Source organism: Halosimplex rarum (genome assembly GCF_047715405.1).
In the GTDB taxonomy this organism is placed as follows: domain Archaea; phylum Halobacteriota; class Halobacteria; order Halobacteriales; family Haloarculaceae; genus Halosimplex; species Halosimplex rarum.
Genome location: NZ_CP180412.1, coordinates 564,299 through 588,114, shown reverse-complemented (window position 1 = coordinate 588,114; position 23,816 = coordinate 564,299). Strand labels below are relative to the sequence as shown.

Genomic DNA, 23,816 nt, shown 5'->3' with positions numbered 1-23,816 from the left:
GTCCCCATGACGGCTGCTATGAATCCTGTATAGCCGAACGTAGGCCGGGGAAGTCGACCCCCGACCTACGGACGGACGGTTCTGAGCACCCAGGTCTCGGGATTCGCTCGCTCGACGTCGAACGGCGACACCTCCGACGGGTCGTCGACGCCGGTCGAGAGCGTCGCGATGAACGACCGCACGGGCGTCGGATCGCGGTCGCTGACGAGGACGAACGGGTCGCCCGGCTCGGTTGCGTCGAACGCCTCGCGGACGCGCCCGTGGCGGTCGTCGGCCGGGACGCCGCGGAGGTCGAGCGCGTCGTCAGGCACGTCGAGCGCCCAGATCTCCTCGACGCGGTCGTGTGCCTCCTCGCCCAGTTCCTGCATCTGCTCGGGCAACTCGCCGGGGCGGGGCGTCCCCTGCACGGCCGGGTCGAAGTCCAGTTCGGCCAGGACCGGGGCGTCGAGCCCGTCGAACGGGTCGCCGTGTTCGAAGAGGTCGTGCTCGTCGCCGCAGGTGGGGCAGGTGAACCCGGCCATGTTGACGGTGACTCCCACCACCGGCACGTCGTTGTCGCGGAAGAGGTCGAGCGAGCGCGCCGTGTCGGACACCGCGGCGTGGAACGGCGTCGTGACGAAGACCACGCCGTCGAGGTGGACCTCCTGGAGCGTCGTCAGCACGACGTCGCCGGTCCCCGGCGGGAGGTCGACGACGAGGGTATCCAGGTCGCCCCAGGCGGTGTCCTCGAACAGTTCGGAGAGGGCGTCGTGAGCCATCGCGCCGCGCCACGCGAGCGGCGCGCCGTCCTGCATCAGGCCGACGCTCATCACGTCCAGGTCGCCGGCCTCGACGGGGAGCGGGTTGCCCTCGTCGTCGGAGTAGACCGGTCCGTCGACCTCCAGTATCCCGGGGACGTTCGGGCCGTGGATGTCGGCGTCGAACAGCCCCACGCCCAGACCCGCACCGGCCATCGCGCAGGCGAGGTGCGTCGCGACGGTCGTCTTGCCGACGCCGCCCTTCGCGCTGGCGACGGCGATCACCCGGTCCACGTCCGCGAGACCCGGGGACCGGTCCTCGTCCACGCCAGGCGTCGCCTGCTCGACGTGGGCGTGGTCGACGTCGGGCACCTCCGAGACGGCGCGAAGCATCGCGTTCGTGACCTGTTCGCCGCCCTGCGGGTCGAAGTCGGACAGGTCCGCGACGACCGTGACGGCGCCCTCCGAGACGGCCACATCCGAGACGAGCCCCGCCTCGAAGACGTCCTTGCCGACCTCGGGGTCGCGGACCTGCCGGAGTGCGGCTTCGACTTCCTCCGTCAGTTCGGCGTCGTCGGGTGGTTGGTCGTCGATACCGTCTCGGTCGTCGGGCGTCGCGTCGGGATCGGTGTGTTCAGACATTGTGGGGTGGACAGCGGAGAGGTGAATCGAGGGTCGATCAGAGGTCGGGCTGGCGATTGAGATGGTCCTCGCCGGGGAGGGTGGTGTCACCGCGGTCGAGCGCGCCGGTGAACTGCCGCCGGAAGCGGCCGGGGTCGGCCTCCAGCGCCCGCGCCGCGGTGCCGCGGACGATCCTGGGCTCGGACTCGTCGCTCGCTTTCTCCCGGAGCGCCGCGCGAGCGCGGTCGTCGTCGACGCCCGCCAGCAAGTGGACCGCCCACTCGCGGACGCGCTCGCTCTCGTCGTCCACGGCGTCGAGCAGGGGTTCGAGCGCGCCCTCGCCGCGGCGCTTGAAGACGGAGACCAGCGCGTTCCGGCGAACTGCGTGGTGGTCGTCGTCGAGCGCGGCCTCGATGCGGTCGGCGAACTCCTCGCGGTCGAGGCGGTCGAGGGCGACGACCGCCTCGGCGCGGACCCAGGGGTCGCCGTCCTCGGTAATCTCCAGCGCGGCCTGTTCGGCGCGCTCACCGCCGAGTTTCGCCAGCGCTTCGACAGCGAACTGGCGCACGTCGGCGTTCTCGTCGTTCAGTCCCGCAGTGACGAGCGCCTCGACGATAGCGGGGTCGCGGTCCTCCTCGGCGAGGGCGAGCGCCGCCCGCTGGCGCTCGACGGCGTCACCGGTCGCCAGCCGTTCGAGCTTCTCGCGGGCGCTCTCGCTGGCGATCCGGGAGATGTCGGTCGCGGCGAGTTCCCGCGGTGTCGCCTCGCCGATCTCGACGTCCTCGCGGCTCACCTCGATATCGTCGAGGCCGGCGTGGTCGACGCCGAATCCCGGGCTCTGCTCGGGGTGGACCCGCGGGTCCGTCGGTCCGTCCGTCGCTTCCTCGGGGTCACGCATCGGCGACACCTCCCCGGGCCTCGGCTCGGTCTGTCGATACCGGTCGTGCCGCGGGCGCCCACTCGCGAACGACGAGGAGCAGTCCGAGCCCGAACGCGACCGCTCGGGGGAGCGTCGCCGGGACGCCCGCTGCCAGCAGGAGCGCGGCGCCGACGGCCGGACCGAGCGCGCCGCGACGGGCGTCCGCGACCACGGTGGCGACTGCTCCGCCGATGCCGAGCGCCAGCAGGACGAACGGGACCGAGCCGGCGCCGAACGCCACGAGGACGACCGCCCCGGCGACGAACGGCGCGCTCGCCGCGGTGACGGTGACGGCGAACGCGGCCAGCGCCCACAGGCCCAGCTCGACCGCGCCGTCGAGGCCGCGGACGAGCGGGAGCGCGGCCAGCGTCGCGAACGCCAGCGCCGCGCCCGCGGGACGGAACGTCGTCGTTCCGATGCCCGCCGAGGCGATCAGCGACCACGCCAGCGCCAGCACGCCGAGCGCGGCCAGCGAGGCCGGCCGAATCGCCGGGGAGAGGGCGTCGCGGGGGTCGGTATCCGCCCGCAATGGGTCGACCAGCCCGCCGAGGTCGAGCGCGAGCGCCGCCGTCGTGCCGACCAGCACGGCGGCAGCCGCCGGGAGCCAGGCGGCGGCGTCGACCGCGCCGAGGAGGCCGAAGACGCCGACGGCGGCAAGTGCGACGCGGGCGGCGCGGCGGTCGCTCCCGACTGCCAGGCCGAGGGCCGCGAGCGCCGGGACGACCGCTGCCAGCGTCTGGACCGCCGGCGTCGCGGTCCGCGCCACGTCCGGGAGGGCCACGGGCGCGTTCCGGAGCACGCGCAGGCCCAGTACGCCCGCGGTCGGGACGAGTGCGACGGCGCCCAGCAGCGCCGCCGTCGAGACGGGCAGGTCACCGGCCGCGCGACGGCGAGCGTTGAGCATCCCGGTTTCGTCGGCGGTCGGGCGGCTCACGCTCGCTCCCCCTCCAGTCGGTCGGCCAGGTCGTCGGTGTCGGCGGCGACGAGTCGCCGGCAGAAGTCGGCGAGTTCGCCGTAGTATCCCGTCGCCGGTTCGTCGGCCAGCGCCTCGGCGACGCCCTCTGCGAGGACCGCCAGGTGGCGGTCGAGGAAGTCGAGGCGGGCGCGGGCGGCGTCGGGGTCGACGGCCGCCTCGCGCCGGCAGAGGAAGCCGGCGAACTCCAGTTCCAGCCGGAGGTGGTCGTGGTTCTCGCGGCGCTCGGTGTCGACCTCGACGCCGAAGTAGTCGTACGCTCGCGCGAGGTCGAGGTTCACGTCGTTCCACGACGCCTCCGGGCGGTAGCTCGACTCGTAGAGCGACACCGTCGGCCCCTCCGCGTCGATGGTCCCGTCGGTGCGGTCCTCGACCGTCGTGTGGCCGATCACGAAGAGATCGTTGAACCGGGCGCAGACGTCCGCGCGGGAGCCGTCGACGGTCAGGTCCGGCGGCGCCACGTCGAGCGCGGTGCGGTCGAGCAGGCGCCGGCACTCGCGGTCGAGCCCCCCCGAGTCGAGGGCCTCGTACAGCTCCTCGTCGGGTTCGGTCGCCGCGCGGGCGACGAGCGCGTAAAGCGCCCCGCGTGCCGCGGCGTCGCGGTCGGCGTCCGTCGGCGGGTCCGAAGCGGGTCCGCCTGCTCGGGACGGGGGCGTCCCCGTGGGCGCGTCGCTCACGCCGCCTCACCCCGCGTTCGGCGCACGCCCTCGATGGTCACGACGGTCGCGAAGAGGATCGCGAGCCCGGCGACCGTCCAGAGGATGGTCTCGTAGGGCGGTCCCTGCGGGCCCGGCCCCATCGCGAGGTAGTGCCACTCGCTGACGGCCTTGCGACCGGCGCGCTCGTGGTGCGAGCCGTTCCAGACCGCCACCGAGAGGTCGATGTCCTGTTCGGCGGACAGATCGGTCCGGTTGCCCGCGGCGGCGGCCTCGCGAGCGAAGGTGACGTGCCACTCGCCGTTCTCGTGGACCGCCTCGGAGACGACGCTCGACCGCTCGAACGGCGTCGTCGTGCCCGCGCCGCCCGCGAGCAGTTCCTCCGTCCGGCCGTCGCCGGTCCAGTACCAGACGTTGACGCGGTTGTCGGTCCCGCCCATCGCGATGGGCGGCCGGGCGCTCTCGTTCTCGGGGAACTGGACGGCGACCGCGTCGGCGAACGCACGCGGCCCGGAGACGTTCCGGTCGGCCGTCGCGTCGTCCCACGAGACCCGGACGAAGACGTGCGAGTCGTTCGTCGCCGCGCGGACCCGCGCGTGGTTCACGGACACGTTCCCGGCCTCCGGGAGCCCGCTCGGCGCGCTCGCCAGCGCCATCTCGACGCTCGGCACGCTCGTCCACGACTCCGCCGTCGGGTTCGTCGCGTTCGCGCCCACGTCGCCGACGGGCACCTCGTTGGCCGGCCGCGCGCTCGTCAGCGACGGCACGACCGCCGCAACCGCCACCGCGACGACGACGAGCGCGGCGACCGCGAGCCAGGAGCCGTCGGAACCGGTGGTCTCAGTCATCGTTGAACACCCCCGGAACGAGTTCCGGCGAGCTCGATTTCGCTCGCTTGCGCTCGCATCAATCGAACACCGTCGGACCTGCGGTCCGACGAGCACGACGATGATTCGCTTCGCTCATGCATCGTCGAACACCCCCAGCCTGTACTGCTGCGCCGGGTTCTTGTCCTGGAGTATCTCCATCAGCTCGCTCTCCCCGCCGCGGCGCACGCGGTCGCGGTGGCGCTCGATGGTGTCCAGCGCCTCGTCGACGCGCTCGCCGAACAGTTCCTCGAGGTAGTCCCGCGGGATGCGCTCGACGTCGATGGTCTCGCCGTCCTCGGAGTGCTGGGGCGGCGCGTACGGCGGGATGTAGTAGACGTTCGGCACCGTCGCGAACTCCGGATGCAGGGGCAGGGCTACCTCGTACTCCTCGACGAGCTTGTAGATGGGGCCGTCCTCGTCGTCGAGGTAGCCCACCAGCCGCAGTTGCGGGGGGCACTCCTCCGCGCAGGCGGTCGCGTGGACCGTGTCGTCCGGGCCCTCGCCCTCGATGCGCGGGAAGCAGAAGATGCACTTCTCGGACTTCTTCGAGACGGCGTTGTAGTACACCTTCTTGTAGGGGCACCCCTCGACGCAGTAGCGGTAGCCGCGACAGCGTTCCTGATCGACGAGGACGATGCCGTCCTCCTCGCGCTTGTACAGCGCCTTCCGCGGGCAGGCCTCCACGCAGGAGGGGTGGGTGCAGTGGTTGCAGATCCGCGGGAGGTAGAAGTAGTAGCTGTTGGGGTACTCGCCCGCGCCCTGGTCTTCGTCCCAGTTGGGGCCCCACTCGGGGTCGGCCTGGGGCCGCAACGGTTCGTCGCTGCCGTCGTAGAATATCTCCTCGTGGTTGAACTCCCAGTCGCCGCCGTACTCCCCGTCATTCGGGATTTCTCCGGGCTGGCGCTCGCTGTGCTCGTCGGACTGCCAGCCGCCGCCGGAGTCCTCCCAGTCCTCGGGGTAGCCCTTCCCGGGCTTGGTCTCGACGTTGTTCCAGTACATGTGCTCGCGGCCGCCGCCCTCCGTCCAGAGCGTCTTGCACGCGACCGTACAGGTCTGGCAGCCGATGCACTTGTTCAGGTCCATCACCATCGCGACCTGGTGGTCGACGCCGTCCGCGATGTCGATGTGCGTGTCGTCGTCCTGCGCGTCGTCGGTGCTCATTCGGCCTCACCTCCAGTGTCTGCCGCAGGGCCGCCGTCGGCCAGCCGCAGGTCGGCCTCGGCCTCGGTCTCGTCCTCGTCTTCCCCCTCGTCTTCCGTGCCCTGATCGGCCGGGCGCACGTCGACGCGCACGTCGGAGTTGACGCCGGTCGGGCCCCAGTAGTTGGGGGAGAAGTAGAGGTGGCTCTCCTCGTCCTCGGGGTACTGGACGAGCTGCGTCGGTTTCATGTACATCGGGACGAGCGAGTTGAAGTTGTTCCGGTCGGGGTACTGGAACCGTTCCCACGCGAAGTAGTGGCGGATCGTCCCCGGCTCGCTGGAGGGGTAGATCTTCGCCTGCACCTCGACGGAGTCGAGGTCGTTGAACACCTCGACGGTGTCGCCGTCCTCGATACCCCGTTCCTCGGCGTCTTCGGGGTTGATATGGACGACTGGTTCGCCGCGCTGGAGGTTGAGCATCGTCTCGTTGTCTCGCCACGTCGAGTGGATCGACCAGCGGCCGTGGGGCGTGCTGTACGACAGCGGGTAGCTCCCGCCGGTGTTCTGCGGGCCTTCCTTGTGGGTCGGCAGTTCTTCGCCGAGTTCGAGGAACCAGTCGTGGTCGACGTAGTACTGCTGGCGACCCGTGAACGTCGGCCACGGCTCCTTGTCCTGGACGTACTGCTTCCACGGCGTGTACGCCTCGCCGTCCTCGATGTCCGAGGTCCAGTGGTCGCCCGTGGCGAGCAGGCGCTGGGGCTGGTCGATGGTGTCGTCGAGGGTGATCTGGTCGTCCGTTCCCTCGGGATTGGACTCTTCGGAGTGTTCGAGGATGTACTCGCAGGCCGCGCGGTCCTCGACCAGCGCGCCTTCCTCGCCGGTCTCCCAGTCGCGCACGTAGTCGTCGTAGACCGACTGCAGGTCGATCTCGCGGTCGAACTGCCGGTCGTCGATGGGTTCGACGCCCCGTTCGGTGGCCACCTCCTGAATCTTCTCGGCGAGGTCGCGGAAGATCTGCCAGTCGGTCCTGGCCTCGCCCAGCGGTTCGACCGCGGGCGTGAACGGGTGCACGTAGCTGTGCATGTCCGTCATCGAGAGGTCGTACTTCTCGTAGTGGCTCGCCGCCGGGAGGACGATGTCAGAGTACAGCGCCGTCGAGTCCATCCGGAAGTTGACGTCGACGACGAGGTCGAGTTTCGGCCACAGCTCCTCCTCGACGGCGATGTTCCCCTTGGCCTGGTTGAAGTAGTTGCCCCGCCAGACGAACATCGTCGACGGGTCCGGCCGGGAGCCGTCCTCCCGTTCCTCCGGGTAGACCGGCATCCAGTCGTTGTCGATCGATTCGCGGATCATCCGGGCCGTCTGCTCGTCGGTGTTGTCGAGGATGCCCGCGTGGAAGTACGTCCACAGCGTCGTCGGGACGGCTCTGACCGACCCGGTCGGGAACGAGAGGGTCTTCCAGCCGTGGAACGTCCAGATCTTCTCCTGGCCGACGTAGTGGTCGAGACCGGTGCCCTGCTCGCCGAGGTTGCCGGTCAGCGTGACGAGCAGCTGGATGGCGCGGTTCCCGAGGTCGTTGTGGTACCAGTCGTTCACGCCCTTACCGTGGATGATCTTGGCTTTCTCCGCCTCGCCGAACTCGCGGGCGATCCGCTGGTAGGTCTCCTCGCCGACGCCCGTCTCCTCGTGGACGGTCTCGGGGGTGTACTGTGCGAGTTCGTCGCGGAGGTTGTTCCAGACCGAGCGGACGTCGACGGTGTCTGCGTCCGCGCCCTCGGCGAGGTCGACCGAGCGCTCGACGGCCAGTTGCGGGTCGAAGTCGAGTTCGATGCTCGACTCAGGGTCGTGTTGGCCGTCGCGGTCGCCGAGCGAGCCCGGCGCCAGTCGCAGGTTCCCGTCGCCGTCGGCCATGACGAACACCTTCTCCGGGTCCTCGGTGTCCCCGCCGAGCCCGTCGACCTCGCTCGCGCGAAGGAACTTCCCGGTGTCCTCCCGGACGAGCAGCGGCATGTCAGTCTGCTCTTTCAGGTGGGCCTCATCGTAGAGGTCCTCGTCGACGATGGTCCGGGCCATCCCCATCGCGAGCGCGGTGTCGGTCCCGCCCTGGGGCGAGATCCACTCGTCGGTGTGGATCGCCGTCTGGGAGTAGTCGGTGAACACCCCGACGCGCTTGGTGCCGTTGTAGCCGGCGTCGAGGAAGAACTTGGCGTCGGGGATGCGCGTGACGTTGATGTTCGACCCCCACGCGATGATGTAGTCGGCGTTGTACCAGTCGGCGCTCTCGGCGTTGTCCGTCTGGGTCCCCCACGTGATCGGCTGGCCCGGCGGCAGGTCGGAGTACCAGTCGTAGAAGCTGTGACTGACGCCGCCGAGGAGGTTGACGAGTCGCGACCCGCCGGCGAAAGAGACCGGCGACATGGCCGGGATCGGCGTGAACCCGGAGATGGCGTCGTAGCGACCGGCCTCGACCTCGTCGACGACGTGTTCGGCGATCTCGGTGAGCGCCTCGTCCCAGGAGATGCGCTGCCACTTGCCCTCGCCGCGCTCGCCGGTACGGCGCATCGGGTACTTGATGCGCTGGTCGGCGTTGACGTAGTCGGTGTAACAGGCGCCCTTCTGACAGCCGCGGGGGTTGGGGTCGGGCAGGCTCTCGTCGAAGTTCGGGTAGTCGCCGGCCTGTTCCTCGCGCCAGACCTGCCCGTTCTTGACGTAGACGTTCCACGAACAGGAACCGGTGCAGTTGACCGAGTGGGTCGAGCGGTGTTTCGAGTCCCAGTCCCACTGCTCGCGATACAAATCCTCCCAGTCGCGGTAGGGGTAGTCGCCGATGGGGTCGTTGACGACCTGGAGCCGCGTCATCTGGAGGAAGTCCTGCGCGAGGCCGGTCTGTGAGGCCCCCGCGCCGGCGACGCCGGCCGCGCCGACGCCCTTCAGGAAGTCGCGACGGGAGACGTCGATGTCCGCGCCGCCGTCAGTCTCGGCACGGTCGGTCGCTTCGCTGTCGATACCAGTCGTCTCGGCCTCGGTCGAGTCGTGTTCGTCGGTCATGTGGGAATCGTCGGTCATTGCTTCGAGATCAGCACGGTCGCGAGTCCGAGTGCGACGCCCAGCGCCGCGAGCGCGACGCCGGGGAGCGTGTCACCGCCGACTTCCAGCCCCGCGGCGATCAGCGCGACGCCGGCGAGTTTCGTGAGCCTGTCCAGCCAGCGGTAGCGACGCGCCGACATCCTGACGGCGTGTCGCACGTCGTCGCTCACCGGTCGCCCTCCGCCGTCCCGTCGTCGGCCGGTCCGTCGTCGGATCCCGCTTCCGACGAGGTGTCGTTCGCGACACCACCGTCCGCCATCTCCGGCTCAGCGGTGCCGCCGCCGCCCGAGGGCTCGTCGCCGAACCCGCCCAGCGTGGCGTAGGTTATCAGCCCCGACGCGATCGGGACGCCAATGAGGGCGCCGATCAGGAGCGGTTTGATCGCGTCGGTCGACGTGCCGAGGACGTCGGCGACGATGACGTCCATCCCCGCGATGGAGGCGACCATCACGAACGTGACGCCGGCGATGCCGACGGCCGTCTGCCAGGGCCGCTCGATCGGGTCTGCGGTGAAGTGGACCGGTTCGTCGTGGTAATCGATAAACGGCCAGAGCGCGACCGCCCCGAACACGAGCCCAGGCAGGAGGAGCCCGCCGACGAACTCCGAGCTGACGTGGACGCCCAGCAGGTCGAAGCTCATCCACGCGGGCGTGAGCTTCAGGAACCCGTACCCCCACATCAGGAACCAGTCGGGCATGATGAGCGAGGGGGTCGAGGCGGGGTTGTTGGGGCCGTACTCGGCGATGTTGTGGACCGGGAGGAACCCTGCAAGCAGCGACAGCGTCGCCAGCGTCAGGAAGAAGACGACGGCGCTGACCGCCGCCTGGTTCGGGAACGCCGGCAGGCCGACCACGACGCTGTCGTCGTCGCGGTCGACGTGCTCGCGGCCGCCCACGTCTTCCTCGCGGCTGTCCTCGGTGTGTTTCTGCCGCATCAGGATCACCATGTGGACCCCGATCAGCCCCGCGATGACGAGCGGTAACACGAGGACGTGGAGGAAGTAGAACCGCGGTATCGTGGCGCTCGACGGGAACTCGCCCCCGAAGACGAGCTTGCCGAGCAGGTCGCCGACCAGCGGCACCGACAGCGCGACGTTGTAGCCGATGCCGACGGCGGTACTGGCGAACTCGTCGAACGGGAGCGCGTAGCCCGTGTAGGCCGCGAACATCGACGCGCCCGCCAGCCCGGTGCCGACGAGCCAGTTGGGCTCGCGCGGGTTGCGGTACGCGCCGGTGAAGAACACCCGTAACATGTGCAACGCCATGGAGGCGACGAACAGGTGGGCCGCCCAGTGGTGCATCCGGCGGATCAGCATGCCGAACGGCACGTCGTAGGTGATGTTGAGGACGCTCGCGAACGCCTCCGGGAGTTCCTCGCCCTGGTACTCGGCGACGCTCCCCTCGTACTCGACGTCCGAGGTGGAGGGCTCGAAGAAGAAGCCGAGGAACATCCCCGTCAGCACGAGGATGAGAAAGCAGAACAGCGCGACCTCGCCGAGCAGGAACGAGTCCTCGGCGGGGAACGCCTTGCCCAGTATCGACTGCTCGCCCGTCAGGTCGAGTCGGTCGTCGGTCCAGTCGTACGCGCGATAGAGCGGGTCGAGTCGACTCATCACTCACCTCCGGGCCCGACGGGGCCCTCGAAGTCTCCGGTCGCCACGAGATATCCCTCGCTCGACAGCGTGATGGGCAGTTGCGGGAGTGCGCGGCCCGGCGGTCCGCCGGTGACGGCCGCGCCCGAGAGCGGGTCGAACCGCCCGGAGTGACACGGACAGATCAGGGTCTGCCCCTCCCTGTTGGCGACCATACAGCCGGCGTGCGTACAGACCTTCGAGTACGCGGCGTACCCGCCGACGGTCGACTCCATCCGGGTGCCGCCCCCGTAGGCGTCTTCGGCGAACCGGACGAGCAGCGTCGGCGCGCGGTCGATGCCCGGGCGCGGTTCGGGGAAGACGGTGAGCTGCTCGCCCTCGCTCAGGCGCCCTTCCTGAATTCGCTCGCCGTTCTCGTCGACCAGCGGGACGCCGTCGGAGTAGACCGGGCCGGAGTAGCCACGCTCGAAGACGCGGGTGAGACTCGCGAGCGGCGCGGCGAGACTGCCAAGCGCCGTCAGCCCGCCGACCGTCGCCAGCGCCTTGGCGTAATCTCGCCGCTCCATCTCGGCGCGGGCGTCGCCCCAGAACTCCTGATAGATACTCGGCTCGGCGGCCGTTTCGCCGCTCTCGCACGAGTGACACTCGTCTGGCCCGCTCTCGCCCGCTTGCGGGTAGCTACGCGTGAGATCCACCTCGTCCAGATCCGGTCGTGCGGTCTCGTCGGGCATCAGTGGTCCCTCCGTTCGGCGACTTCGACGTGGGGCATGAACCAGGCGTAGTAGGAGACGGTCAGCCCGGTCAGCGACATGAACATCCCGAACGCGTAGACGCCGAAGTACTGCGTCCGCGCGAGCGTGAGGTACTCGCCCGTGAACAGCGCCGCGAAGACGATGGTCAACACCGTCAGCCCGCCCATCGCGACGAGCCCCTCGATGGCGTCGCTCGCGTCGGTGTACTCGACGACCCAGCGGTCGTCGGTCTCGATCCACGGGAACGTGACGATCCCGCCGTCGGAGCGAGGCTCCGACGAGGCGTCACTCGCTGCGTCGTCTCGCGGGCTTCGCCCGCCCGATCGGTTCGAGGGACTGCGTCCCTCGCCGCTCGCGACGCCCCCGTCGGCCACAGCCTCCGACGGCCCCTCGGGCGGCCTGGCCAGTCGGTCCATGAACCGATGGAAGAAGGCCAGCACGCCGAGCAGCGCCAGTAGCGCCACCCAGACGATGACGCCGACCTGGCTCGGCGAGAGCTTGTTCGGCGTGTCGACGAAGCCGTCGAGCGGTCGGATCTCGCTGACGCTGTGGTCTATCGCTATCTCTTCCGAGGGCGGTTCCCCCTGTATCGCGACGTACCACGTCGGAGCCAACACGGCGAGCACTACCAGTACGACGACGAGTGTCCTGGTTCGCATCGCTACGTCACCCCCCGACCGCTTCGGTCCCTCAGACCGACTGTCGGGCGACCGTCGCTCACGCCGATCCCTCCAGCAGCGAGTCGAGCACTTTCGACTGGGCCGTCGCGAGGTGCTCGGCGAAGGTCGACGGGGTGATGTCGAGTTTCCCGGCCACTTCGGTCGCGTTGGCCGATCGCGGCCGCTCGAAGTACCCCATCTCCATCGCCGTCTCCAGCACCTCCTGCTGGCGGTCCGTGAGCCGTCCGCGGTCGACGAGGACCATGTCCTCGCCCTCGCCGTCCCTCGTCCGGGCGAGGCGGTCGATACGAACCGACCCGTAGGCCTCGTCGAGCTCGTCGACGGCCGCCCGAACCGTCTCGACGTCCGTCGCGTGGAAACTCAGCCGGAGCGTCCCCCGCGACGCGCTGACGTCGGTGACGGGCGTCCCGAGCGCCTCGACCGCCTCGCAGACGCAGTCGCTCGCGTCCCTGGTGAAACGCACCCGCTCGGAGCGGTCGGTCTCGAAGACGACCGACGCGTCGTCGGGGAGCGCCGATTCGTCGTAGTCGCCCACGATATCGTACTCCTCGACGACGCGGCCGTCGGACCCGGCGCGGCTCCACGTCGCGGACCTGGCGATCCTGTCCCCGCCCGTCGATGCCGCGACCGGGCAGCCCACCGCCGCCTCCACGGCGAGTCTGACCCGGATGCCGTCTGTCTGTTCGGCTCCCATGTGCGAGCGAACGGAGCCCCCCTCAATGAACCCCGTTCGGCGCTCTCAGTTGCTGGGAAACGAGGGTGAATATGTTCGTCTCACTTATCCCGTCGAGCGGGTCGCCGCCGCGGACGGGCGGGCCGAGACGACCGCGGCCGCCCTGATACTTGAAAACCCGCAGTGTTCGGGCCCGCGCTGCTGAACCGCGGTGAGAACATTTTCGCCCCCGTTCCTGCCAGGCTGGAACGTGCGCGCGGGTTGAGGTACGGGGAGTCCGGACGGACGAACATGCGCCAGACAGTACCGAGAGACCGCGGAGGTGACCGGGCGTGACGCTATCGCGACGCGACTTCCTGGCGGCCGCCGGCGCCGGGAGCGTCGGCGCGCTCGTCGGGACCGCCTGGGGAGCGACCCAGGCCGTCGACCCCGTCACGTCGGTCGACAACCCCCTGAAATCGTATCCCAACCGCGACTGGGAGCAGGTGTACCACGACATCTACGACTACGACGAGGTCGACTGGACGGTCTGTCACCCCAACTGCACCCAGTCCTGCGCGCTGAACTTCTACATGAAAAACGGCGTCCCCATCAGGGCCGAGCAGGTCTACCACAACGAGGACGCCTCGGTCGGCCCGTCGGGCTACGAGGACGCCAACGTCACCCAGCACTGGAACCCTCGCGGGTGCATGAAGGGGCTGACGCTCCACCGCCGGACGTTCGAGCCCTCGCGGATCAAGTACCCGATGGTCCGGAAAGGCTGGGACCCCGACGACCCCAACCCCGAGGGCCGCGGCGAGGACGAGTTCGAGCGCGTGTCCTGGGACGAGGCCGTCGACCTCATCGCCGAGAAGATGGCGAATCTGGAGGACAACAAGCGGTTCCACATCTTCAACGCGATCAAGTCAGACGGCCTGTTCACGCGCCACGGCTCCGGGCGCCGGCTCGCCTCCATTTTCGGCGGTTGCGAGTGGACGGAGTACGACTGGTATGCCGACCTGCCGCCGGGTCACGTCATCACGACCGGGTACCAGACCTCCGACTCGGACGCTTCGGCGTGGCGTCAGGCCGACTACACCATCATCCAGGGGAAGAATCTCATCCACAACAAGCTCGCGGACAACCACTTTCTGCAGGAGACTCGCGAGCGCGGCGGCAAGATGGTGGGCGTCTACCCGGACTACTCGCCGACGGTCCAGAAGTGCGACCGCTGGCTCCCCGTCCGCCCCGGGAGTGACCCCGCGTTCGCGCTCGGCATCGCCTACGTGATCATCGACGAGGAGCTGTACGACGCCGACTTCATGCGGCAGTTCACCAGCCTGCCGCTGCTCGTCCGCGAGGACGACGGGAAGTACCTCCGCGCTCACGAGGTGTTCGACGACCACGAGGCGCCACCCGAGGATCCCGAACACCAGCACGAGGAGAACGACTGGGGCGACTTCGTCGCCGTCGGCGAGGACGGCGAACTGGTCGCGGTGACCCGCGAGGACGTGGGCGAGGAGACGCCGACGACCCCGCGACTCGACGTGGACAGGGAGGTCGAACTGGCCGACGGGTCGACGGTCGCCGTTCGGAGTGACTTCGCCCGCCAGCGCGACAACATCCTCGAGAACTACGACCCCGAGACGGTCGAGGATATCACGACCATCCCGGCCGACGCGCTGGCGCGGACCGCGCGGGAGTTCGCCGACGCCGAGAAGGGGCAATGGTTCACCGGCGAGGGGATCAACCACTGGTTCCACTCCAACGACTCCCTCCAGCGAGCCATCTTCTTCGTCCAGTCGATGCTGGGCAACATCGGCGACGTGGGCCAGGGCTACTACAACTACTCCGGCCAGTACAAGATCGAACTGCTGGACGGCTACCCCCACTACGTCAACCCCGACGGGCACAGCGCCCACGGGATGTACCCCGGGTACGCCTTCGCCTTCTTCGGCGGCGAGAACCTCGATCCACACGAGGTCCGCGGCGACTTCGACCGCGAGATGGAGCTCGTCCCGCAGGGCGACGCCGACGAGCCGGTGATGCCGACCGAGGCAGAGTCGTACACGATGTCCCGGCCGGAGATCCTGTGGACGATGAACTGCAACCTCCTGAACCAGACCAAACACCAGGAGCACGTCATCGAGAACTTCGTGAAGCACCCGGACACGGGCAACGAGTGTTTCATCGTCTCGGACATGCACATGACCTACTCCGCCCGGCACGCGGACATCGTGCTCCCGGTGCCCTCGTGGCTGGAGTGCGAGTACCCCGACATCACGGTCGGTCCCGAGAACCCGTTCGTCCACATGGACCACGGGGTGATGGACCCCATCTACGACACCAAGCAGGACGGGGAGGCCGTCGCGATGGTCGCCGAGAAGCTCGACGAGAAGATCCCACAGGAGGAGCGCAACGTCGACTCCTACCGGGCGTACTTCGACAAGTTCCTCGACGACGACAAGGACCCCATCGACTACATCAAGGAGACCTTCGACAAGGGGATGACGACCCGCGGCATCGACGTCGAGGACCTCTGGGACGGCCCCGAACGGCTCCAACTGAAGACGTACCCGCGGATCCCCTTCTACTCGCAGATCCACGAGGACCGGCCGTTCTACACCAAGACCGGCCGGATGGAGTTCCACAAGGAGGAAGACAGGTTCATCGAGTTGGGTCGCGACGACCTCGACCACGTCGAGAGCGTCGAGGGGACCCCCTACGGGGTCAACAAGAAGTGGGACGAGGCGAAAGACGAGGAAAACCCGCTGTATCACGACGAGGACAAGCAGTTCTACTACAACACGCCCCACCCGAAGTACCGGACCCACTCCTCGTGGGGGATGACCGACTGGAACCTCATCTGGTCGGCCCGCGACTTCGGGAGCGTCGACGCCGACCCAGAGGGCACGGAACGACTCGTCGAGGACTTCTCGTTCCCGACCGGGGACGGCGAGACGGAGGACGCACCGCCGCTGGGCGAGGCGTTCGTCGAGATCCATCCCGAGGACGCCGCGAACATCGACGTCGAGACCGGAGACTACGTTCGGATCACGGGCAAGCGCGGCGACCTCGTCGTCCGCGCGATGGTCAGCGAGCGACAGCGGCCCCGCTCGGCCGGTGACATGGGCCAGTTGACCATCTGGCACGGCTGGTGGCCCCAGCACTTCCCGGACGACGAAGAGGACGAAGACGGCGTCAAGGGGTACAACACGACGACCAACATCTGGCTCGACCCGCTGCAAGAGACCGACGACCTCGTCCACAAGGCCGTCTTCGGCGACCCGAACGTCGCCGAGGAGGTCGACGAGGATATCGTCTGGCACGGGGCGGAACTGGAGCACGGTTACGAGGAGACGGTCTGGGCGCCGACGGGGACCAACCGCGACGACCTCGTCGACGTCGAGAAGTACGCCGAGGCGGACTGGAAGCCCGCCGACGCCCGGAAGGACGACGCCTTCCGGAACTACGTGAGCGGGTCGCTGCAGGGCAGTTCCTCGACCGACGCGACCGCGACGGAGAGTGACGACTGATGCCACAGGTAGAGAACCCACAACTCGGCCGGAGCCACGACTACCCCTACGAGCACCGCGAGGAGGAGCGCGACTACCACTGGGGGATGGTCATCAACACGAACCGCTGCATCAACTGTAACACCTGCTCGTTCGCCTGCAAGTCCACCTGGACCAGCGGGAAGGGCGAGGAGTACATGTGGTGGATGAACGTCGAGACCGAGCCCTACGGCGGCTACCCGATGGGCTGGGACATGCGCCTGCTCGACGAACTCGACGCCGGCGAGACCATCTTCGAGGCCGCCGAGGACGGCGAGCGCGTCCGCGGGTACATCGCCGACAAGGAGGAGTGGGAGTACCCCGCGCTCGGCGACGATCAGGTCCACGGCGAGTACCCCACCGGCGAGGTCGTCGAGAGCGACCTGGAGGAGGGCAAACACCACGACATCTGGCAGTTCTACCTGCCCCGGCTGTGCAACCACTGCAAGAACCCCGCCTGTCTCGCGGCCTGCCCGCGCCAGGCTATCTACAAGCGCGAGGAGGACGGCATCGTCCTCCTCGACCAGGAGCGGTGTCGAGGCTACCGCAAGTGCGTGAAGGGCTGTCCGTACCACAAACCGATGTACAACCCCGAGACCGGCGTCTCGGAGAAGCCCGTCGGCTGTTACCCGCGAATCGAGGAGGGGTTCGTCCCCCGCTGCGTCTCCTCGTGCATCGGGAAGACGCGACTGCACGGCAACATCAACCGCGGGCCGGACGCTCCCTCGCCCGGCGGCGACGCCCCCGGCGGCCGCTCGCCGATCAACTACCTCGTCCACTCCGACGAGAAGGTGGCGCTGCCCCTCTATCCGCAGTTCGGCACGCGCCCGCAGGTGTTCTACATGCCGCCCTACCACGTGCCGCCGGAGTTCCTGACCCAGATGTTCACCCCCAACGAGGAGGTCAAGCGCAACGACTGGCCCGGCGACACCTACCGGGAGTCGATCGAGATCGTCCAGGAACGCGTTCGCAACCCCTCGCATCACGTCCTCGGGATCCTCCAGCTGTTCGGCGCGACGACGGAGCTGATCGAGACCTACGAGGTCACCGAGAACCGCGTGCGGGGCTGGAACCGCGACGGCGAGAAGGTCGCCGACCTGCCCTTCGAGGAGGAACTGGAAGTCCGCGAGGGCGAGCAGTGGACCAACCAGCCATGACACGACTCGACGAGGCGGACGACTCCGCCACGACAGGCACCGACGCGCGACCGGCCGGCGGGGACGCGTGCGCGGACCGCACATCCGACACCGACGAGAACGCTCGCGACCCGGAAGCGGCCGAAGCGCTGCACGCGGCGCGGGCGACCCTCTACGGAGCGGTCGGTGGCGCGTTCTGCTACCCCGACACCGAGATGCGCGCGACGCTGACCGCACACGACGCCCGCGACGGCGTTCTACAGGCCGCCGAGCGCCTCGGACTCCGCGCGGAGGCCGAGCAGTTCCTCGACGCGTTCGCCGACGCGGCCGTCTCGGACCTCGAATCGGCGTACAACGGGCTGTTCGGTCTCCCGGAGGGCGGCGAGTACCCCGTCGTCCCGTACGAGGCCCACTACACGACGGGGTCGGACGTGGGCGAGTCCCAACGCCGCATCGCGGCGGTCGTCGGATTGATGGAGACGTTCGGCGTCGAACCTGGCGACGACTTCGCGGAGCGCCAGGACCACGTCGCCGCCGAGCTAGAGCTGATGCAGGTGATCGCCGCCCAGCGCGCGGTGGCCGTCCACGAGGGCGACGACGCGGCCGCCGACCGGCTGGCCGACGCGGAGGCGACCGTCCTCGACGAGCACCTCCGCGGATTCGTCCCCGCGCTCGCCCACGACGTCGAGCGGACGGTCGACGACGACGGCGCGGCGGGCTGGTGCGCCTACCGCGCGGCCGCGACGCTCGCCGCGGAACTGGTCAGGCGGGACGACGCGGTTCGGAACGGGGACGGTGACCCGAGTGACGAGGGAGCCGGCAACGATGGTGACACGACCGCGGAGGTGGGCGACGATGCCGAGTGACGGTAGCGACGACGTCGCGCTGTCGCGGGTCGCGACGCGGCTCCCGCTCGACAGGGGAGCGGCCGTCCGCGCGACGACACTCGCGGCCGTGACGGTCGCGCTCTTGCTCGCTGGACAGGCGGCCGTGGCCGCGGCGGTGACGGGCGGGAGCCAGCCGGTCGCCGGCGTCCAGAGCGTCCCGACCGAGCCGACCGCGAGCGCGTGGGACGAGGCCCCCACGCGGACCGTTTCACTGTCGAAACAGCAGATGGCGCCGCCGTTCGGCGGCGGGAGCGTCGACGAACTCGACGTGCAGACCGCCGCGAACGAGAGCCACGTCGCCGTCCGACTCTCGTGGGAGGACTCGACGCGCGACGACGACATCGCCGAACCGAGGAACTTCAGCGACGGCGCCGCGGTGATGCTCAAGACCGGCGAGCAGCCCCCGATCACCATGGGCGCCGCGGGCACGCCCGTCAACGTCTGGTACTGGCGGGCCAGCTGGCGCCACGGGCCCGAGCGCAGCGACGGCGCCGGGGACATGTACGCGTACCCCCACAACGACTCCGTGACGATGCCCGGGCGGCAGGCGGGCAACCCCCTCTCGCGCGCCACCTTCGAGAACGGGGCGCAGAACTACTACGCGAAGGGCTACGGGTCGCTGAGCTACGCGCCCGAGCAGCCCGTCGAGGCCAGCGGCGAGCGCACCGAGGACGGCTGGGAGGTCACCTTCGTCCGCAACCGGACCGGTGTGGGGCAGTACGACGCGTCGCTCACCGACGAACAGGTGTACCTCGCCTTCGCCGTCTGGAACGGGAGCGCCGACGAGGCCAACGGCCAGAAGTCGCTGACGCTGCAGTTCTCGACGCTCGACCCCTCGTCGGGCAACCTTTCGGTGCCCGACAGTGGCGGGTCGGGGAGCGGAAGCGTCCTGCAGGTCGGCGGGAACGGGAACGGGACCGGCGGCGATGGCGCCGACGGCCGTGCTCTCGCCATCCCCGGGTTCACGGGCGGCGTCGTCCTGTCTGCGCTGCTCGTCTGGCTCGTGACCTACCGGAGGGCCGCCTGATGACCGACGAGTACGCCAACTGGAGCGCCCGCGGCCGGGCGCCGGCCGACGACGAGGCGGGCCTCCGCGAGGCGCTCGACGGGGACCAGCCCCGCAAGCGCGAGGCGGCGCTGGCGCTGGTCGACGAGGCCGAATCGGGCCTGACCGACGCGACGGTCGAGAGAGTCGCCGGTGCGGCCCGCTCGGCCGACGGCGCGAAGACCCGGCAGTTCGCCGTCGAAGCCCTGGGGGTCGCGGGCCGGGGAGTCGAGACCATCGCGGCGGCGCTGGACGACCCCGACGAGTGGGTCCGCGCGGAGGCCGTGGTCGCGCTCTCGCGGGCCGCGCCAGGCGCGAGCGAGCGGTTGCGCGACGCGCTCGAAGACGACCACGCGGCCGTGCGGCGCAACGCGATCATCGCGCTGGCGAAGACCGACGCCGCGGGCGCCGACCTGCTGGTCGATCGCCTGAAGAACGACCCCAGGCCCGCGGTCCGCGAATACGCCGCGCAGTTCCTGCCGGAGGCGGCCGAGACCGAGCGGGCGGTCCGCCTGCTCGCCGCGGTGTTGGCGCGCGACCCCGGCTCGTTCGTCCGCGCCAAGGCCGCGGAGGGGCTCGGCGACCTGGGCACCGACCGCGCCGAGGAGGCCCTGGAGACCCACGGGCTCGACGACCGGAGCGACGACGTGCGCAAGACGGCCGAGCGGGCGCTGGCCCGTTCGCGCGGGGTCGACCCGGAGAACCTCGACGTCGACGGCGGACCTCGGCAGTCCGGCGAAGCCGGGGGAGCGAGCGCCGGCCCCGGCGGATCCGGCGCTCCGCGCACCGGGCCCGAGAGCGGCCGCCCACGACCCCCCGGCGGGTCCGACGCGCCGTCGGGTCGCCTTGACGACGGGCCGGGCGTGCCACAGCCTGGCGCTGCGCCGGTCGACGACGGGACCGGTCGCGTCGGCTCTCGCCCCGGCCCGGACCCGCGACCGCAGGGACACAGACCGTCGAAACCGAACGACGACGGCGAGCCACGGCGCAGTGAATCCGCGACTGACACCGGAGGTGACGACTCGTGAGCGACCCGTCCGATTCCGCCGACCGCGAGACCTACTCGCTGGGAGCACAGCCCGAAGCGACCGACAGGAGTGACGGCGCGTCGAACGGACGGAGCAGCGACGGAACCGACGGACCGGTTGACGACGAGGCCATGGGCGTCCCCATTCCGGATGAACACGTCGGGGCGTTCGTCGCCGAGGCCTTCGAGGACCCCGAGCGGACGACGACCTGGGCGGACGTCGTCGATGCGATGGTCGCCCCCGACGCCCGCGACGCGTGGGAGGGCCTCTCGGTGGCCGAGCAGACCGTCGAAGTGCTCGGGCAGGCGGCCGAATACGACCGGCGGGCCACCGACGAACTGGAGCGGATCCCGACGAACAGGGGCGAGCCGACCCCCGAGATCCGGTCCTCGTTCGCGGAGGCCCGGCGGCTGCGACGCAACGCCGACGCCTTCCGAGACGGCGTCGCTGCCGCCTACGCCGACGGGCGGATCGACGACGACGAACTCGTCGCCGCCGTCGAGGAGTCGGACTTCGATACCGGACAGATCGCCAGGCGTGAGGACGAACTGGAGCGGGTTACCTCCGCCTACGACTTCGACTATCGCCCCTACGGCGGGACGCTGTTCGACGAGGAACAGGCCGACGGGAGCGAGGCCGGCGGAGGCGGCCGTGACCCCGACATTCCGGAGACGTTCTGATCGCGCTCGGACGCGCTCGATCGCGGCGTCGCGGGGCCCGGTTCGCAGCCGATCGGTCTCGAACGGAACGGTTTTGGAGGGGCCTCGCCACTCGGCGCACGTATGCGACAGGTTCGATTCCGCGACCCGGCCGGCGCCGAGCGCACCGGCACCTACGACGACGGCACAGTCACCTTCGGCGACAGCACCTACGACGCCGACGAAGTGGACATTCTCTCACCCACCGAGCCGACGAAGATCGTCTGCGTGGGCCTCAACTACGCCGACCACGCCGAGGAGGAGGGGATGGAGATCCCCGACCGCCCGCTCCTGTTCCTGAAGCCGCCGAACGCGGTGTCCAGCCACGGCTCGACCGTGGAACTGCCCGCGGGCAAGGAGAAACTGGAGTGGGAGGCCGAACTCGGCGTCGTCATCGACCGCCAGTGCAAGGACGTCGACGCCGACGAGGCGATGGACGTCGTCCGCGGGTTCACCTGCGTCGACGACCTCTCGAACCGCGACGACCAGCGCGTCGAGCAGAACTGGATCCGCGGGAAGGCCTTCGACGGCGCCGCGCCGATGGGCCCGGTCGTCGCGTCGCCCGACGAGGTCCCCGAGGACGCCAGCGTCGAACTCCGCGTCAACGGCGAGACGAAGCAGTCCTCCTCGCGCGAGGAGTTCATCTTCTCCGTCCCGGAACTGATCGAGGAGATCACGACCTACATGACGCTCGAAGCCGGCGACGTGATCATCACGGGGACGCCCGCGGGCGTCGGCCCGCTCTCGGACGGCGACACCGTCGAGATCGAGATCGAGGGCGTCGGCACGCTCGAACACGACGTGACCATCCCGGACGCCTGAGCGTCGCTGGTCACCACCGCTACGCGATCCGTTCGCGGCCTATCGATTTCGAGACTCGGAGCTAAACCCTTTTGTCCGTGGGGGAGTTGCATCGGACGATGATCTCACGGGCCCGTCTCCGTCGAATCGCCGCGGTCTCCCTCGGCGTCTTCCTCGTCCTCGCGGTCGGTATCGCGGCGCTCGCCGGGACGGGCGTCCTCGCGAAGCCGACGGTCGACGGAATCGAGAGCGACTGGGGCGCGGTGACCGCGGAGACGACCGAGATCCGGACGACCGCCACGGTGACGAATCCGAACCCGGTCGGCGTGCCCGGCGTCGTCGACGTCGCCTACACCGCGCGGCTGAACGACGTCGTGCTCGCGCGCGGTGGGAAGTCCGGTGTCGGGTTCGGACCCGGGACGAGCCGGTTGGGTTTGTCGACGCAGATGTCGAACGCGAAGATCGCCCAGTGGTGGGTCACACACGTCAACGGCGGCGAGGAGTCGACGCTCCGGGTCGACGCTACGGTGTCCGGGCCGGGGTTCGCCCGTGACGTGCCCGCCCAGCGCTCGTCGATAGAGACGGATCTCCTGGGCGGCTTCGCAACGGAGGGCGAGCGGACGGTCGAGTTCCGCGGCGAACCGTTCCTGGCTATCGGCGAACAGCGGGCCGAGTGGGGCGAGGCGAACGAGTCGGTGACGCCGCTGTCCGTCACGTCGCAGGTCGAGAACGTCCACGACTATCCGGTCGCGCTCGACGGCGTCGCCTACGCCGTTCAGATGAACAACGTCACGCTCGCCGAGGACAGACAGCTCTCGGGCGTGAGCGTCGAGCCCGGCGAGACCGGCACGCTCGATGTGCGGATGGCGCTGGACTCCGCTCGGATGGCCGACTGGTGGGCCAACCATGTCAACGACAGCGAGCGGAGCACGCTCTCGGTCGAACTCTACGGCCTCGTCGAGCGCGACGGCGAGTACGAGCGCGTCCCCATCCGCATCTACGAGCGCTTGCTCGACCTGGAGACGGACGTCCTCGGCGGCGGCTCGACCTCGGTGTCGGCCCGCGACGCGCCCGAGCGCGACATCGAGTTCGAGCGCCCCCAGATCGGCGAGACGAGCCGGGAGTGGGGCGCCGTCGACGACGAGACCACGGAGATCCTGACGACCGTCGCGCTGAACAACACCAACGACGACGCGGCCGTCAACGAGCTGCTCTCGATACGCGCCGCCCAGCACACGGCGGTCAACGGCATCCTCGTCGCGACCGGCCGCCAGCGGACCGACGGGCTCACCGCCGGCCGGTCCGCGTTCGAACTGACCTCCACGATGAACAACTCGAAGGTGCCGGCGTGGTGGGCCCGCCACCTCAATCGCGGGGAGACCTCGACCGTGACGACGATGCCAGCGGTCCGCGCCGACCTCGGGTTCAGCCAGTTCGACGTGCCGGTGATCGACCGGCGGAGCGAGTTCGAGACCGATCTGCTGGCCGGAATGGGTGACGACGCCGAGACGGTGACCGTCGATGGACGCGACGCGCTGGTAGTCCGCTCGGAGTCCGTCCAGTGGGGCGAGGCGACGCCAGAGACGGCACCGATCGAGGTGAACGCGACGCTGGAGAACGAGCAGCCCGAACCGGTACGGGTGACGGAGATTCGCTACCGCGTCGCGCTGAACGACGTCGTGCTCGCGAACCGGACCGCGCCCGGCAGCCACACCGTCGACCCGGGCGAGACCGAAGCGGTCGGCTTCACGATGGCCCTCGACAACCGGAAGATGGACGAGTGGTGGGTCGGCCACGTCCGTCGCGGCGAGACCTCGAACATGACCGTGACCGTCACCGCAACCGTGGAGACGCGGGCGGGGACCGAGACCGTCAGACTGGACTCGCTGAGCCGGAACACCACGGTGACGACCGACCTGCTCGGCGACGACTGACGGCCCTGTCGGTTCGTCCGCCGGATTCGGCGCGGCTCCCGCCAACAGTAACTTCAG

The 23,816-nt window shown here is 69.6% G+C and carries 20 protein-coding genes; 8 read left to right on the top strand and 12 right to left on the bottom strand.

What is annotated here, in order from left to right; genetic code table 11:
• Nucleotides 1–65: 65 nt before the first annotated feature.
• From ACMGFH_RS02785 to ACMGFH_RS02730, 12 genes are all read right to left on the bottom strand, one after another.
• Entirely contained in the window at nt 66–1,379 is a 1,314-nt protein-coding gene (locus ACMGFH_RS02785) for a P-loop NTPase (RefSeq protein WP_415381248.1), read from the bottom strand.
• 37 nt (nt 1,380–1,416) lie between these two features.
• Complete coding sequence (locus tag ACMGFH_RS02780) at nt 1,417–2,256, bottom strand: HEAT repeat domain-containing protein (RefSeq protein WP_415381247.1); 840 nt, start codon at nt 2,254–2,256, stop codon at nt 1,417–1,419.
• Nucleotides 2,249–3,211: a hypothetical protein gene (locus ACMGFH_RS02775; protein WP_415381246.1), complete on the bottom strand. Its 963-nt coding sequence runs from the start codon at nt 3,209–3,211 to the stop codon at nt 2,249–2,251. Before ACMGFH_RS02775 ends, ACMGFH_RS02780 begins: the two co-directional genes overlap by 8 nt.
• A complete protein-coding gene (locus tag ACMGFH_RS02770; RefSeq protein ID WP_415381245.1) occupies nt 3,208–3,927 on the bottom strand; it encodes a molecular chaperone TorD family protein in 720 nt (239 codons plus the stop codon). Before ACMGFH_RS02770 ends, ACMGFH_RS02775 begins: the two co-directional genes overlap by 4 nt.
• Entirely contained in the window at nt 3,924–4,754 is an 831-nt protein-coding gene (locus ACMGFH_RS02765) for an ethylbenzene dehydrogenase-related protein (RefSeq protein WP_415381244.1), read from the bottom strand. The genes ACMGFH_RS02770 and ACMGFH_RS02765 overlap by 4 nt, the downstream gene beginning before the upstream one ends.
• A gap of 114 nt (nt 4,755–4,868) precedes the next feature.
• On the bottom strand, nt 4,869–5,936 hold the full coding sequence (locus tag ACMGFH_RS02760; protein ID WP_415381243.1) for a 4Fe-4S dicluster domain-containing protein: 1,068 nt from the start codon (nt 5,934–5,936) through the stop codon (nt 4,869–4,871).
• Nucleotides 5,933–8,980, bottom strand: coding sequence for a molybdopterin-dependent oxidoreductase (locus ACMGFH_RS02755; RefSeq protein ID WP_415381242.1), 3,048 nt, complete (start codon nt 8,978–8,980; stop codon nt 5,933–5,935). Before ACMGFH_RS02755 ends, ACMGFH_RS02760 begins: the two co-directional genes overlap by 4 nt.
• Complete coding sequence (locus ACMGFH_RS02750) at nt 8,977–9,171, bottom strand: hypothetical protein (protein ID WP_415383304.1); 195 nt, start codon at nt 9,169–9,171, stop codon at nt 8,977–8,979. The genes ACMGFH_RS02755 and ACMGFH_RS02750 overlap by 4 nt, the downstream gene beginning before the upstream one ends.
• The gene (locus ACMGFH_RS02745; protein WP_415381241.1) at nt 9,168–10,613 is read right to left on the bottom strand and encodes a cytochrome b; all 1,446 of its coding nucleotides are present in this window, start codon (nt 10,611–10,613) and stop codon (nt 9,168–9,170) included. Before ACMGFH_RS02745 ends, ACMGFH_RS02750 begins: the two co-directional genes overlap by 4 nt.
• Complete coding sequence (locus tag ACMGFH_RS02740) at nt 10,613–11,323, bottom strand: ubiquinol-cytochrome c reductase iron-sulfur subunit (protein ID WP_415381240.1); 711 nt, start codon at nt 11,321–11,323, stop codon at nt 10,613–10,615. The genes ACMGFH_RS02745 and ACMGFH_RS02740 overlap by 1 nt, the downstream gene beginning before the upstream one ends.
• Complete coding sequence (locus tag ACMGFH_RS02735; RefSeq protein ID WP_415381239.1) at nt 11,323–12,003, bottom strand: hypothetical protein; 681 nt, start codon at nt 12,001–12,003, stop codon at nt 11,323–11,325. The genes ACMGFH_RS02740 and ACMGFH_RS02735 overlap by 1 nt, the downstream gene beginning before the upstream one ends.
• Nucleotides 12,004–12,061: 58 nt before the next feature.
• Entirely contained in the window at nt 12,062–12,718 is a 657-nt protein-coding gene (locus ACMGFH_RS02730; RefSeq protein ID WP_415381238.1) for a helix-turn-helix domain-containing protein, read from the bottom strand.
• Between the two features lie 311 nt (nt 12,719–13,029).
• Between ACMGFH_RS02730 and ACMGFH_RS02725 the strand changes: the two genes are divergently transcribed.
• The 8 genes from ACMGFH_RS02725 (at nt 13,030) to ACMGFH_RS02690 (ending at nt 23,759) form a co-directional block, all read left to right on the top strand.
• Nucleotides 13,030–16,212 carry a molybdopterin-containing oxidoreductase family protein gene (locus ACMGFH_RS02725; protein ID WP_415381237.1) on the top strand — a complete coding sequence of 1,061 codons (3,183 nt, stop codon included), beginning with the start codon at nt 13,030–13,032 and terminating at the stop codon, nt 16,210–16,212.
• Nucleotides 16,212–17,387 (top strand): 4Fe-4S dicluster domain-containing protein, encoded by a 1,176-nt coding sequence (locus ACMGFH_RS02720; protein WP_415381236.1) that lies wholly within the window; start codon nt 16,212–16,214, stop codon nt 17,385–17,387. Before ACMGFH_RS02725 ends, ACMGFH_RS02720 begins: the two co-directional genes overlap by 1 nt.
• Nucleotides 17,384–18,232: a TorD/DmsD family molecular chaperone gene (locus tag ACMGFH_RS02715; protein WP_415381235.1), complete on the top strand. Its 849-nt coding sequence runs from the start codon at nt 17,384–17,386 to the stop codon at nt 18,230–18,232. Before ACMGFH_RS02720 ends, ACMGFH_RS02715 begins: the two co-directional genes overlap by 4 nt.
• A complete protein-coding gene (locus ACMGFH_RS02710; RefSeq protein ID WP_415381234.1) occupies nt 18,222–19,280 on the top strand; it encodes an ethylbenzene dehydrogenase-related protein in 1,059 nt (352 codons plus the stop codon). The genes ACMGFH_RS02715 and ACMGFH_RS02710 overlap by 11 nt, the downstream gene beginning before the upstream one ends.
• Nucleotides 19,280–20,326, top strand: coding sequence for a HEAT repeat domain-containing protein (locus ACMGFH_RS02705; protein ID WP_415381233.1), 1,047 nt, complete (start codon nt 19,280–19,282; stop codon nt 20,324–20,326). Before ACMGFH_RS02710 ends, ACMGFH_RS02705 begins: the two co-directional genes overlap by 1 nt.
• Nucleotides 20,323–21,006, top strand: a complete 684-nt coding sequence (locus ACMGFH_RS02700; RefSeq protein ID WP_415381232.1) for a hypothetical protein — start codon at nt 20,323–20,325, stop codon at nt 21,004–21,006. The genes ACMGFH_RS02705 and ACMGFH_RS02700 overlap by 4 nt, the downstream gene beginning before the upstream one ends.
• 102 nt (nt 21,007–21,108) lie before the next feature.
• The gene (locus ACMGFH_RS02695) at nt 21,109–21,846 is read left to right on the top strand and encodes a fumarylacetoacetate hydrolase family protein (RefSeq protein WP_415381231.1); all 738 of its coding nucleotides are present in this window, start codon (nt 21,109–21,111) and stop codon (nt 21,844–21,846) included.
• Between the two features lie 98 nt (nt 21,847–21,944).
• Nucleotides 21,945–23,759, top strand: a complete 1,815-nt coding sequence (locus tag ACMGFH_RS02690; protein WP_415381230.1) for an LEA type 2 family protein — start codon at nt 21,945–21,947, stop codon at nt 23,757–23,759.
• Nucleotides 23,760–23,816: the final 57 nt, after the last annotated feature.